The sequence below is a fragment of the Alteromonas gilva genome (assembly GCF_028595265.1).
GTDB lineage: Bacteria > Pseudomonadota > Gammaproteobacteria > Enterobacterales > Alteromonadaceae > Alteromonas > Alteromonas gilva.
Genome location: NZ_JAQQXP010000001.1, coordinates 1,557,034 through 1,570,362, shown reverse-complemented (window position 1 = coordinate 1,570,362; position 13,329 = coordinate 1,557,034). Strand labels below are relative to the sequence as shown.

Annotated in this window: 12 protein-coding genes; 1 reads left to right on the top strand and 11 read right to left on the bottom strand. The window is 46.5% G+C overall.

Features of this window, described 5'->3' with window-relative positions:
- Positions 1–2 precede the first annotated feature (2 nt).
- From fliG to OIK42_RS06865, 7 genes are all read right to left on the bottom strand, one after another.
- Positions 3–1,043 (bottom strand): flagellar motor switch protein FliG, encoded by a 1,041-nt coding sequence (gene fliG, locus OIK42_RS06895; RefSeq protein ID WP_273639380.1) that lies wholly within the window; start codon positions 1,041–1,043, stop codon positions 3–5.
- 12 nt (positions 1,044–1,055) lie between these two features.
- On the bottom strand, positions 1,056–2,747 hold the full coding sequence (gene fliF, locus OIK42_RS06890) for a flagellar basal-body MS-ring/collar protein FliF (protein WP_273639378.1): 1,692 nt from the start codon (positions 2,745–2,747) through the stop codon (positions 1,056–1,058).
- Positions 2,748–2,761: 14 nt separating this feature from the next.
- Positions 2,762–3,088, bottom strand: coding sequence for a flagellar hook-basal body complex protein FliE (gene fliE, locus OIK42_RS06885; RefSeq protein WP_273639376.1), 327 nt, complete (start codon positions 3,086–3,088; stop codon positions 2,762–2,764).
- A 251-nt stretch (positions 3,089–3,339) separates the two neighbouring features.
- Positions 3,340–4,686, bottom strand: a complete 1,347-nt coding sequence (locus tag OIK42_RS06880; protein ID WP_273639374.1) for a sigma-54-dependent transcriptional regulator — start codon at positions 4,684–4,686, stop codon at positions 3,340–3,342.
- Positions 4,687–4,689: 3 nt separating this feature from the next.
- Positions 4,690–5,844, bottom strand: a complete 1,155-nt coding sequence (locus tag OIK42_RS06875; protein ID WP_273639371.1) for a sensor histidine kinase — start codon at positions 5,842–5,844, stop codon at positions 4,690–4,692.
- Between the two features lie 185 nt (positions 5,845–6,029).
- Positions 6,030–7,481, bottom strand: coding sequence for a sigma-54 interaction domain-containing protein (locus OIK42_RS06870; protein ID WP_273639369.1), 1,452 nt, complete (start codon positions 7,479–7,481; stop codon positions 6,030–6,032).
- Between the two features lie 396 nt (positions 7,482–7,877).
- Positions 7,878–8,678, bottom strand: a complete 801-nt coding sequence (locus OIK42_RS06865; protein WP_273639367.1) for a flagellin — start codon at positions 8,676–8,678, stop codon at positions 7,878–7,880.
- Between the two features lie 293 nt (positions 8,679–8,971).
- Between OIK42_RS06865 and OIK42_RS06860 the strand changes: the two genes are divergently transcribed.
- Entirely contained in the window at positions 8,972–9,427 is a 456-nt protein-coding gene (locus OIK42_RS06860; RefSeq protein ID WP_273639365.1) for an FAD synthase family protein, read from the top strand.
- A gap of 149 nt (positions 9,428–9,576) precedes the next feature.
- Here OIK42_RS06860 and OIK42_RS06855 read toward each other — a convergent pair whose 3' ends face one another.
- From OIK42_RS06855 to OIK42_RS06840, 4 genes are all read right to left on the bottom strand, one after another.
- Positions 9,577–10,575, bottom strand: coding sequence for a sulfotransferase (locus OIK42_RS06855; RefSeq protein ID WP_273639363.1), 999 nt, complete (start codon positions 10,573–10,575; stop codon positions 9,577–9,579).
- Between the two features lie 85 nt (positions 10,576–10,660).
- A complete protein-coding gene (locus tag OIK42_RS06850; protein WP_273639361.1) occupies positions 10,661–11,755 on the bottom strand; it encodes a DegT/DnrJ/EryC1/StrS family aminotransferase in 1,095 nt (364 codons plus the stop codon).
- Positions 11,752–12,216, bottom strand: a complete 465-nt coding sequence (locus OIK42_RS06845; protein ID WP_273639360.1) for an acyltransferase — start codon at positions 12,214–12,216, stop codon at positions 11,752–11,754. The genes OIK42_RS06850 and OIK42_RS06845 overlap by 4 nt, the downstream gene beginning before the upstream one ends.
- A complete protein-coding gene (locus OIK42_RS06840) occupies positions 12,209–13,222 on the bottom strand; it encodes a Gfo/Idh/MocA family protein (RefSeq protein ID WP_273639358.1) in 1,014 nt (337 codons plus the stop codon). Before OIK42_RS06840 ends, OIK42_RS06845 begins: the two co-directional genes overlap by 8 nt.
- Positions 13,223–13,329 lie beyond the last annotated feature (107 nt).

Genomic DNA, 13,329 nt, shown 5'->3' with positions numbered 1-13,329 from the left:
CATTAGAGGAATTCTTCGCCACCGCCGCCGCCGAGCATGATTTCGCCCGCATCGGCGAGTCTGCGCGCCACAGACAACACTTCTTTCTGGGCGGTTTCTACTTCGCTTATGCGCACCGGTCCCATTGCTTCGAGATCGTCGATGAGCATTTCTGCTGCCCGTTTTGACATATTCTTGGTAATTTTGTTTCGCAGTTCTTCGTCGGCGCCTTTAATAGACTTGAGCAGCGCATCCTGCTGGACTTCACGTAAAATAGCCTGAATCCCCCGGTCATCAACATCGACAAGGTTGTCAAACACAAACATAAGATCCTGAATTTGTTGACTCAGCTCTTCGTCCTGTTCGCGGATCGCATCCATCAACTGACCTTCGATATTCGTATCGAGGTAGTTCATGATGTCGGCCGCTGATTTCAGGCCGCCCATTTTGGCTGCCTGTGTACCGGCCTGACCGGCAAACTGTTTCTCCATAATCTCGTTCAGTTCCTGTAATGCAGCCGGCTGTACTTCTTCAAGATTCGCCACGCGCATTAACAGATCAAGCCGCACTTTTTCAGAAAACTGCGATAAGATTTCCGCCGATTGCTCCGGTTCAAGGTAAGACAATACGATCGTTTGGATCTGCGGGTGCTCGTTACGAATAATGCTCGCCACCTGCTTGGAGTCCATCCATTTAAGTGAATCGAGGCCTTTTGCCCCCGATCCCATCAGGATCTGATCAATCAGGTTAGCGGCTTTATCTTCGCCTAAGGCGGCGGTTAGCGCACGTTTAACGAAGTCCTGGCTCTGGAACCCAATGGTCGAATAATTTTGAATTTCTTCGATAAAATGCTTGTGGACCGCGGTAATTTTAGGCTGCGTCATATCATCGATACGCGCCATGGCTGCCCCCAGCTTTTGGACCTGTTTAGGCTCTAAATGCTTGAGGATTTGCGCGGCGTCTTCTTCTGACAGACTCAGTAGCAATATCGCGGCTTTTTCAACCCCTTCGAGTTTCGTGACGTCGTAGGTCTGTTGTTCTTGTGTGGCTAGTTCTTCGGCCATTTCTCGCTACCCCTACTCATCCTGCAATAACCAGCCTTTTACTACCTGGGCAGATAGTTCAGGCTCGTTAGCAACCAGTGCCCGTACAGCTTTAAGTACATCTTCATCTTTGTGCAAATCCGGTAACATCAAGGAGCCATCGGCGGCAAAGCCAACTTGCCCCTCGTCAAAGTCCTGGGATAGCATGTTAATCGTATCATCACCTAAGTCCAGTCCTTCATCGGCATCGAAGTCGTCACCTTGCTGAACATTGTCAGGATTAATGAGTTTTGACAGCATTGGCCGGATTACCGCAAATATCAGTGCAATAACTACCAGACCACCCATAACCCACTTAAGTATAGGCATGAAAAACGGTTGTTCCCAGATTGGCAGATCTTCGACTTCTCCGGCGTCAATGCGACTAAACGGCATACTCACCACTTCCAGGCTGTCTCCGCGCGTCACATCAAAGCCAATACCGCCTTGCAACAGGCGTCTGATACTGAGTAACTCCTCCTGACTACGGGCCTCACTGGTTTCTGTACCATCTTCGGCCACTGTAGACTGATAGTCGACAGCTACCGACACGCTTAAGCGGCGAATAACGCCAGTTTGCTGCTTAGTATGGCTGATGGTGGTGTCGAGCTCGTAGTTGCGGGTAGACTCTTTGGATGTACGACCAGGTACCGGCGCTCCCTGACCATTATTGCCTGTCGCATTTTCCGGAATATTACTTTCCAGTGGCGGTTGATTACTGATGGCGCCAGGGATGCCCGAGGCCACCGAACCGACTGAGTTTTCCTCAACAATCATTTCACTGCGAACGGCCGGTAAGTCGGGATTATAACGACGCTGAGTTTGTTCTACCGAGGTAAAGTCCATGCTCACGTCGACTTGCGCAGTATAGTTACCAATACCCAGAACGGGGATCAAAATGGCATCGATTTTTTCCTGATATTCACTCTCGCGCTGGCGCTCAATTTCGTATTCTTTTCTGGCGCGGGCACTAACGGAGTTTTGTGATCCCGAATTTAATAAGCGGCCGTTGCTATCGGTCACTGTGACACGCTCAGGTTCCATTCCCTGCACAGCCGAAGCCACAATATCCACCACGGCGTCGACTTCTTCGCCACTGATGGTGGCCCCTCGCGCGGCAGTGAGCACTACGGTTGCACTGGCTTTCTTTTCGCGCCGGGCAAACACGTTTTCTTTAGGCATAGCCAATAAGACCCGTACCTTCTTGATACTGGCCATGTCTTCGATGGTAGAGGCGATTTGCATTTCACGGGCATGCTTTAATCGTTCAAGTTCCACTCGCTGAGAAACACCGAAGCCCATATCCTGCATTATAATATCGCTGCCCAGCTGTTCAGACTGAACCAGGCCTTCGCGACTCATGCCCAGTTTGATTCGTTGATAATCATTAACCTGCACATGAACAATATTACCTTCGAGCTTGTATTCAATTTGGTTGGCATCGAGATAATCCAGTGTCTCAATAAGCTCTTCGGTATCCATTTTGGCCAGCGGACGGTAATCTGGCTCCTGAATAAACACCACCACAAATATTGCGATGGCAACACTGATGACTAACACCACAATGAGCGTCATCTGACGCACCATGTCGGTATTGCCTATGGTGTCCATAAAGCCTGATTTTTGTTCGATATCTGATTCGTCAGAACCAGAAACCGCCAAATTAGTACCTGTTGCTTCAGCCACGGTTACCTACTCCACTACACCGGCATGTTCATGATTTGCTTATAGGCTTCGAGTACTTTATTGCGCACCTGTACCGTTGCTTCAAAGGCGATGCCTGATTTTTCCTTAGCTAACATGACTTCCGCTAAGCTTAAGGATTTGTCACCCATTTCAAAACGCTGAGTCAGATCTTTTGACTCCAACTGCATGCTGTTCACTTTTTCAATGGCATTACCCAACATGGCAGAAAAATCACTTTTGGAGGTATTCAACTCAACCTGTGGCTGTGGATTAACATCCAGCCGCGATTGCGCAATCATAGATTGCATTTCCTGATACAAGCTATTGGCTTTGATATCCATAACGACTCCTGATTTATCTGTTGTAACCATCCGGTAGCGCCGGATTTATGGCATATTTGTCACTGGTACTGAATCTACAGCAAGGACCAGACCAACTTTAACAAGCAATAAAAATCAATGAGTTACAGAAAATTGCCAATTAAATGACGGCAATACAACAAAGCGGAACGGCGACGCGGAATTGACAGGCCAGAGGCCCGGACAGCAAAAAGGGTGCTTTGACGCACCCTTTATTGATTAAAAAACACTTATCAGGCCGGCACTTCGATGCCCTGCTCTCGCATCCGCGCCAGCTTATAGCGAAGCGTGCGCGGACTAATGCCGAGCTTCTCCGCGACAGCTTTGCGCTTGCCGTTGCAGTTGACCATGGTATCGAGAATGATTTGATGCTCCTGATGACGTAATTCAGAGCCGAGTTTACTGTCGTCTTCATCAATTTCGGCGTCACTCACCGGAGCAACCGGCTGACCGGTCATTGGCTCAACCATCAGATCGCTGGCGTCGATGGTATCAGCATCGCAAAGTATTAACGCCCGCTGACACACGTTTTCGAGCTCGCGCACATTACCCGGCCAGCTATGTTGCAATAACTTGTTACGCGCCGAGGCACTTAATTTATAGCTGCCAAGCCCTTGCTGGGCTGCATGTCGGTTAAGCAGATGTTCCGCCAGCGGAATAATGTCACCGGGGCGCTGCGCCAGCGGCAACCAGCTGATTGGAAATACATTTAACCGATAATACAAATCTTCGCGAAATTCGCCCCTGGCCACCGCTTCTTTCAGATCGCGGTTGCTGGTTGCAATCACCCGCACGTCCAGCTCAATAGTTTTGCGTGCCCCTAAACGTTCGACTTCTTTTTCCTGTAACACGCGCAATAACTTCGCTTGCAGTGCAAGGTCCATTTCGGTGATTTCATCAAGCAGCAGCGTGCCTCCCTGGGCTTGTTCAAACTTACCCGGGCACGCTTGCACTGCACCGGTAAAGGCGCCTTTTTCGTAACCGAATAACGTGGCTTCGAGCATGTTTTCTGGAATTGCCGCACAGTTAATTGCCACAAATGTTTGCTGACTGCGCGGGGAGTTATCGTGAATATAGCGTGATAACACCTCTTTACCCGAACCACTAGGGCCCAGTACCATGACGGTGGCTTCTGAACGCGCTACCTTTTTGGCCAGTTGCAATAACTCCTGGCTTCTGGCGTCGCCTACGATTGGCTGACGCGATTCCACTTTTTGCGCTGGTGCATAGCGCCCAACCAAATTAAGCAACACTTCTGGCGCAAAGGGCTTCGACAGGTAATCGGTGGCGCCATCCCGCATTGCACTGACCGCATCATCCACGGTGGCATAGGCGGTCATCAGCAATACCGGCAAGTTCGCATCTTTACTCTTGATGGCTTTAAGCAAGGCCAGGCCATTCATTTCGCCCATTTGAATATCGCTGACCACAATATCAACGGATTGCCGGGACAACATCATAATAGCCTGTTCTGCGCTGTCGGCTGCGACGACCTGATAGTCAGCCAGCAAAAGCGTATCGACCAGCGCCTCGCGCAAACCTGCATCGTCTTCAACGATGAGTACAGTTGTTTTTGGCATGTGTTATTCCTCTCGACTGACCGCTGCAGATGCCGTTTCAGTGGCTAATGCGCGGGGTAATAATATTGAAAAGCACGCGCCTTTTTCGGCCGCGCTGTCTACCGTGATCTGCCCCTGATGGGCCTTTACAACAGACTTAACAACAGCAAGGCCCAAGCCAGTGCCGTGAGTTTTGGTGGTAAAAAACGGTTCAAAAATTTTATGCCGGAGCTTGTCGGGCACGCCAGGACCAGCATCGGTAACCTGAATATTCAGCCATGTGTCCTGCACACTAAATTGCACACACACTGTGCTGCCTTTGGGACTTATCTGACTGGCATTTTGAATTAAATTAAGCAACGCCCCCTGCAACGCAGTGAGATTGCCGGTGATAACGGCTGACGTATGTTCACCGTCAAAATTGACGGTTTGTTCTTTACCCTGCGTAATTGTTTGTGCGGTACTGGCAATGGCGTTATATAAGTCGCCAACAGAAATGTCATTGACGACCTGTTGCTCACCACTTTTGGCAAACAACAACATATCGTTTACCTGGCTTTCCAGCTCTTTTAAGCGGTCTTGTAGCTTGCCGGCAAACTGCACACCTGCATCGGCCTGCAGGTTCTTGCGCGTTAAGTTTGCCGCGTACAGCATGGCAGCTGACAAAGGAGTGCGAATTTGATGCGCCAGCGAAGCGACCATTCTGCCTAATGACGACAAACGCTGCAGATGACTCAACCGGGCTTGCAACTGCCGGGTTTCAGTAAGATCGGTCAGTACAATAAGCTGGCCGGGCTCGTTGACGAGTGGCGTAATAGACAGTTTCACTCTGCGCCCATCAAACAAAGAGACTTCGTGCCCATCATCGGCTCGGGGATTAAATGAACGGGCAATGATAGTTCGCCATAGCTCACCTTCCAAGGGTTCGCCTAACAGCAACGTTGCCTGCTCGTTTGCCTGCCGAACGTAACCTTTGCCATCAAGAACAATCACGCCTGCAGGCATCACCTGCAGCAAATGGGTTAAACGCGACGCCTGTTGGCGAAGAGAATCAAGTTCTTGCTGTTGCGTTTTTGCAGACTCACGCACCAGTGATAAGTCGGTTAACGGCTGATGCGGCTTTACCGTATTTACCGGTACAGCCTCTATGGTAGTGGCAGAACTACTTTTTAATGCCATACGTTCCTCGTCAATTTGCAGACACAATGTGGACTACAAAGGAACTAGCATGAGTCGTGCCAGTAATTATTTGTTTGTTTTCAAATATTTACGATAAGGTAGTAAATAAGCACCTGTCAATTAAATGACAAACCGGTGCCTCGGAGAAAGCTTTGGGACAGCATTAAATAACCAATAAGCTGGTATCAGTCTCGCTGAATGTTGTATTTGCGCATTTTCTCCACCAGCGTGGTGCGGCGCATGCCAAGCCTGTCGGCAGCTCGCGCTACAACCCAGTCCTGCTGTTCGAGGGCTTGCTGTATAAGATTTATTTCCAGCTCAGAAAGGTACTCTTTTAAATTAACCCCTTCGTCGGGCAAGAAACCGTTAAGCGTAGCATCAACTGGGAAGCCATCGCCGCCCTCACTGTCTGTGGTGTCATGCGACGCCGCTTCAGCAAAAAGTTCATTGAAGGCATCGCGCTCAAGGACCTCTTCAGGGTAGTCGGGCTGAAATGTTTCCATGTCGCCGTACTGGTACTTTTCTGGCAGATCCTGAACATCGACAATCTGACCAGGAAACAAGATCATCAAACGCTCAACCAGATTTGACAACTCCCTGACATTGCCTGACCAGTTGTGTTCCATTAACGACTGGATAGCCCGCTCGGTAAATTTAACCGGCGAAACACCATCGCCCTGAATGCGGCTAATTAATTCCTGTAACAGCAGTGGTATGTCTTCTCTGCGCTCACGCAACGCCGGACTGTCGATTGGAAACACATTGAGGCGATAATAGAGATCTTCACGAAACTTATCTTCTGCAATTAGCTTATCGAGATCTCTGTGGGTAGCCGCAATAATGCGGACATTGCATTTGATTGGGCGATTACCACCCACCCGTTCAAAAATACGCTCTTGTAACACGCGCAGCAGTTTAACCTGCATTTGCAATGGCATGTCGCCTATTTCATCTAAAAACAAGGTACCGTTTTCAGCCAGCTCGAAGCGTCCCTTGCGCGCACTGATCGCGCCGGTAAAAGCGCCTTTCTCGTGACCGAATAACTCGCTTTCTAACAATTCGCCGGGTATTGCACCGCAATTAACCGGGATAAACGGGCCATCTTTGCGCTCAGATAAAAAGTGAACATTACGAGCGACCACTTCTTTACCAGTGCCGGATTCGCCAAGAATAAGTACCGTCGCATCAGTTGGGGCAACCTGTTCCACCAGCCGGCGAACCCCCTGAATCTGTTCACTTTTACCCACCAGACTCCGAAAAAGGCGCGTCTTGGTAGGCACCGTTCCATTTCGTATAGGGTGACTGCGGATATACTCCTGACAGCGATGAATAGACTGGGTAAGCGATGGGTAGGTAATGGGTAAACTGATATGCCCTACCAGATTACCAACCGATAAAACGCCGGGATCCGGCATATTTAACGCAACAAAAGGGTGCGTAGGATACATGCTAATCAGTGCCAGCGCGCTATCGCCCGCCGCAACGTCGATGATCACTGCCGAAGGAATTTTACTTTCCAATACCGTTTTGGCTTCTGTAATGGACAGTGATACACACGGCTCCCCTAAAAAAGTCAGGATAGTGTGTAAGTTTTGCTGCAATGCGTTGTTATCGCTAACAAGCAATATATCCTTCATTCATTCCCCGAAACGCTATTGTTATTCTTATTAGTTTATACCAAACCACACAATTTTGTGTGCGAGTGTCAAAATTCGGACACAATTTTTTTAGCAGAATAGACTTTTGGTTTAGTTAGTAATAAATCATTTATCCCGGCAATTCAATCTCTGCTATTAAAGCCAGATGATATTGCGTAATGAGCAAGGCCACAGATGCAGATGTCACAGCACGCTGCCTGTCTGGCTCCGGCTTTACTGACTTTAACCTTTACTTTGCACATCACCATAAGTGTTGAATGTGACTTCAGTATGCTTCGGCAATTGTAGTCGTAACAATGTGAATCGCAATGAAAAAACGGAATTTTGCCAATAAAAAAGGCAGGTAAACCTGCCTTTGTATTAATTTCGTACGAATTAGCCGTTGAGCAGCGACAGTACCTGCCCTTGCTGTTGATTAGACTGAGCCTGTACAGTGAGCGCCGCCTGATTTGACACATCATTAACGGCCTGCTGTGAAGCCGCCTGAGCGTAGTCGGTATCCTGAATACGGCTTCTTGCCGCGGCCTGGTTAACATTGGTTTCTGTTAAGTTTCTGGCAGTTGAATCAAACTGGCTTTGAATAGCGCCCAGGTCACCACGCGCACTGCCAACAGTTTCGATGGCGCTGTCAGCGGCAGCAAGCGCTTCTTCGACAGACTGCGAGGTAATGTCGATCCCTAACACATCGGACAGCCGACTACCAATATCATTGGTATTAACGCTGATGTTCTGACCTGCATTACTGCCTACCAGAAAATCAATTGAGCCGTCTTGCGACAGTAATGGTTTACCGGCAAACTCTGTTTGTTCGATGGTTTGAGAAATATTCTCTTGTAGCTGGCTTATTTCCGATTGAATTGCCTGGCGGTCAGCATCGTTTAATATTCCGTTGCCAGCCTGTAAACTCAATTCACGGATCCGGCTCACATCGTTATTAATGCCCTCAAGCCCGCTCTCAGCAACCTGAGCCAGCGAGATGCCATCGTAAGCATTGTTAACAGCCTGACGACCGCCTTCGACTTCCGACGTTAGTCGGTCGATAATCTGCTGTGCAGCAGCCCCATCGGCAGCACTATTAATACGCTTGCCCGACGCAAGTTGCTCTGACAACTTGTTTTGCCGCTCCTGCACTTGTTCCAGCAGCGACATTGGCTTGTCTGAATTAAAATTGATCATACCTTTCACCTCACCAATATAGTAGCATTTGTACAAACATTCGCCAACCTATGGCGCCCTGATAAACGGCGTTTGACTGTATACCAAACTATACCTTTGTATAATTAATATAGTTTGTGCATGAGTGATTTGCCCGGTTGACAAAACAGCCTAAAAAGCCCATCAAACATTTTGTCAAAACTATTATATACTGACGGCAATTTGGGATGTTCACATCAAGCTGGCTGTTAGCAACTGTGAAGCTAGTTCGCGCTGCTTAAGCCGCTGAAACCGTTATATTTTGAGACTTATACATGACAACAGTAGTAACTTACGGAACATTTGATCTTTTTCACATTGGCCATGTCAGGTTGTTGAAACGACTAAAATCACTGGGCGATCGCTTAGTCATTGGCTTGTCATCCGATGAATTTAATGCGGTGAAAGGTAAACAGGTGATTATTCCTTACGCTGACAGACGCGAGATACTGCTTTCCTGCCGATACGTAGACGACGTGTTTCAGGAAAATACCTGGGAGCAAAAACGCCAGGATTTACTGCGGGAAAAGGCTGACATTTTTGCTATGGGCGACGACTGGGCAGGCAAATTCGACGACTTACAGGACATTGTTAAAGTGCTCTACTTACCCCGCACTCAGGACGTCTCCACCACCGAATTAAAAACGGTTATTAAAGAGATTAATGACGAGAAACTGCGTGAAGTAAGAAACGTAGCCTCGCATCTAAATGATTTGTTGAATAAGCTGTAATTATTATCCAATACTACTCAACCCGAACCTGATGCTGGCATAGAAAAACATAAAATGTCAGCGCAGGTCTGAACCGTTACTGGTAGCGCTTTACAAGAGTTAGAGACAACTTATTGCGTGTTGAAAAGCTTTTATCTGTTGCCGTTTAGTTATACCTGATAACCCAGTCTGTGCGATATAGCTTCTATTTCTTTAAATCCTTCAATCCTTTGGAGCTGTGATAGGATTCCTTTGTATCGACCAACATTCGCGTTCTTCTCTGTGAAAATAGAGTGATCAAAATTCAAATGCTCTGCTCCCATATGTGCTTTTAAGCCGTTAAGAACTCCGTTTGGGTCCGTTAACAGATCCTCCATTTTCACCTTATACACAATGTCCCCTAACTCTTCGTCAACCAGAAACCATCGATTGTACAGACCAATCAACTCGTGCATATTTTGTTCTAAACTCTTGCTTCCCCATTGCTGGTTATTATAACTACTGAGCACATCTAAGGGATGTCTATAGCTGTGAATGAGCGTAGCACCCGGAAACATCTTATGTAAGTACGGAAAATTTATGAAGTTATAAGGAGTATGCTCAATGATGTAATCAATCTCTTTAAACCATAAATCAAATATTTCGTAAAATAACCGATTAGCAGCTTCAAAAAACACTTCTTCTTTCACTTGCTGAGTGGCATAAAAATCAGGATAAAATCTGGCCAGTTTTTTTTGTAAATCGATTTTTCGGGCAAAGCTATTCTTGTTTGAAAACTTATTGAGGCTCCTGATTATTAAGGGAGAGTTGCCGGTCCACAATCTCTTTTCCTTTTTAACCTTTAACGCCTTGAAAAACTGTTCTTCCGATTTCAACAAGTTCTCTTTCTTATTATAGTTTTGTAAATCAATGACATCATATGCTTTGCTACCGAAACCGTTAAGCTGATCGAAGACGAACCTGAAGTTTTTAACAGCATCATGACCTCGGAACATATCCCAATCGACAGTTAGATTACGGTAGAGATCAAATAACCCTTTAGGGTCAACGTGAAAACGAAGTTCGACCAGCAACCTACGAACAGTTTTGTCAGTATTCAGAAGTTGTGAAAGGATTGTGGTTCCTGACCGGCCTGTTCCGCCAATGAAGATAAATTGCTTCTGCCCCATTCTTTTGCCTTTTTTATTCACCCAAACAAATAGTGATACATGGCCCAGTATTTGAAAGCTTAAGAGTGCTGTATATATTCGCTAATTATTTAAATTTATTCACAATTTCAGCTACTGTCTGCACTTGTTTCTCTGTCATCTCAGGGAATATAGGCAGGGAAATAATCTCATCAGCAAGTTTAGAGGCCACCGGAAAATCCTCCTCACTTTTATTTTGGTAAGCATAGGCCTCAATAAATGGCAAAGGCGTAGGATAATGCACACTGTAACCTATATTCGACTTATCCAATGCATTCATCAGGTGCGCTCTTTTAGCCGTTCTGATCACATACAAGTGATAAACGTGCCTATATCCGTCTGGGGTAATTTGCCGAGTGACACTTTTGTTCAAATATTGACCATACCACTGTGCTACCTGATTTCTTTGCCGCACCCACTGCTCGAGGAAAGGAAGTTTGGCTTTAAGGATGGCCGCTTGAAGCGTGTCCAAACGACTGTTTCGACCTAAAATCCTATGATCGTGCTTAGAAAGCTGACCATGGTTGCCAATCATTCTGCACCTTTGTGCAAGCAACCTATCACTAGTGACAATGCCTCCTGCATCGCCATAGGCTCCGAGGTTTTTACCGGGATAAAAACTAAAGGTGGCAATATCACCAAAGGTTCCAACTTTCTGATCCGCAATTCTGGCACCGTGTGCTTGCGCGCAGTCTTCTACAATTTTTAACTGATGCGTTTGTGCGACTTTCAAGAGTTCCGGCATCCGGGCTGGAAGGCCGTAGAGGTGAACAGGAATGATGGCCTTGGTTTTATTCGTAATAGCCAATTCAGTCAATGCTGGATCCAGTGTGTATTCGTTTTCCAGATAGTCAACAAATACTGGCTCAGCGCCTACGGCATTGACAGCTTCAGCAGTCGATATCCAGCTATTAGCTGGCACTATCACTTCATCGCCAGCGCCTACTCCTAAAGCCTGCAACGCTATCTCGATGGCATCAGTACCATTTGCGCACCCAACACAGTGGTCAATACCCAGATAGTCAGCAAATGCCTCTTCAAACTCAGTAACAATGGGGCCACCTATAAAGCTGGTATTATTTATTACACCAGCAATCGCCAGATCGATATCTGACTTAATTGATGCATACTGTGCTTTGAGGTCAACAAAAGGAATACTCATAAATCTCTTATTTTTTTAGCTGGGTTACCCGCATATACACCAGGCTCGTTGATATCTTTAGTCACCACTGCGCCTGCTCCAATGACCACATGATCAGCTATATTTACTGGCAGAATCGTAGCGTTAGAACCAATTGAAACGTGATTACCAATGCAAGTGGCTCTCCATTTGGATTGATCGCCTCCGGCCGGTTTACCTTCTTCAAAAAGATCGTTGATAAACATAACGCCATGGCCAATAAAACAGTCGTGCCCAATCTCAACCAATTCACATATAAAAGTATGCGACTGGACTTTGCATCGTTGACCAATTTTTACTTTTTTCTGTATTTCGACGAATGGGCCAATAAAGCTGTTATCGCCAATTTCACAGCCATACAAATTTACAGGCTTAACAACCTTAACAAGATCTCCAAACCTGACATCTCTAATGTCTGCTTCTGCGAGAATAGGTTCAGCCATGTGCAGACCTGTATATTTTATCGATGATTTCGACTGTTTTCAGTCCCTCGAAACCATTTGTAGCGATAACGCCCTCTTGGGTCAATACCTCGATCACGTTTTCGTAAACCTTGTCATGATTTGACATAGAGCCTTGATACTCGCCATATTCATTGGCTGGGTTACCAGGCGCCAACTCCCCTATCTCATAATCTTCTATGGACTGGTACTCGAGTTTATTCAGATACTGACCACCCACTTTAACGGTACCTTTCTGTCCAAATAACGTGATAGAGCCTTCCATATTCTTCCCGAACGAATTGACCGTATAATTGATTGTGCCTATCGCTCCGTTAAAGAACTTAAGCGTAATAACACCGGTATCTTCAAACGCGATCACGTCCTGATGGCTGTAGTTGCCTGTGAAAGCGCGCACATCCTCAACATCACCAACCAGCCAGTAAAGTAAATCTATGAAATGGCTGAACTGAGTGTACAAGGTACCACCATCAAGTGCTTTAGTGCCTTTCCAGTCGGAAGAGTTATAGTAATTAAAGTTTCGATTCCAGAAGCAATTAAGCTGGACAGACATAATTTGTCCTAACCTACCTTCATCTATAATTTTTTTAATTTCCGCCACAGCTGGGTTAAACCGGTTCTGCTTAACGATAAACAACCTTCTATTGGCTTTTTCAGCAGCGTTAATCATCCGCCCGCAATCATGAACTGAAATAGCCATTGGTTTTTCACAAAGTACGTGAAAGCCTTTATTTAAAGCCAGAATAGTGTGCTCTGCGTGAAGACCATTAGGCGTACAAACTGCAATAACCTCAATTTCCGGATGGCTTGTCAGGAGTTCATCGATATTATTATATGCCTGACAGTTGTGGGTTTTAGCCAGATTCTCGGCAGCCTCAAATCTGACATCGCATACCGCCACCAACTCCCCCAGATTTTCAATATGACCAGCATGCCTGCTTCCAATTCTGCCACAGCCAATAATTCCGAACTTTATTTTTTCAGTCATAAATACTCCGATAGTGCTACAGGTTGCCACTCAATATTCACTTTTGAGTTGCTAACAGGCACCTCCAGGCTACCAACAAGGTATGCATTCATGCTACCTAACTTGGA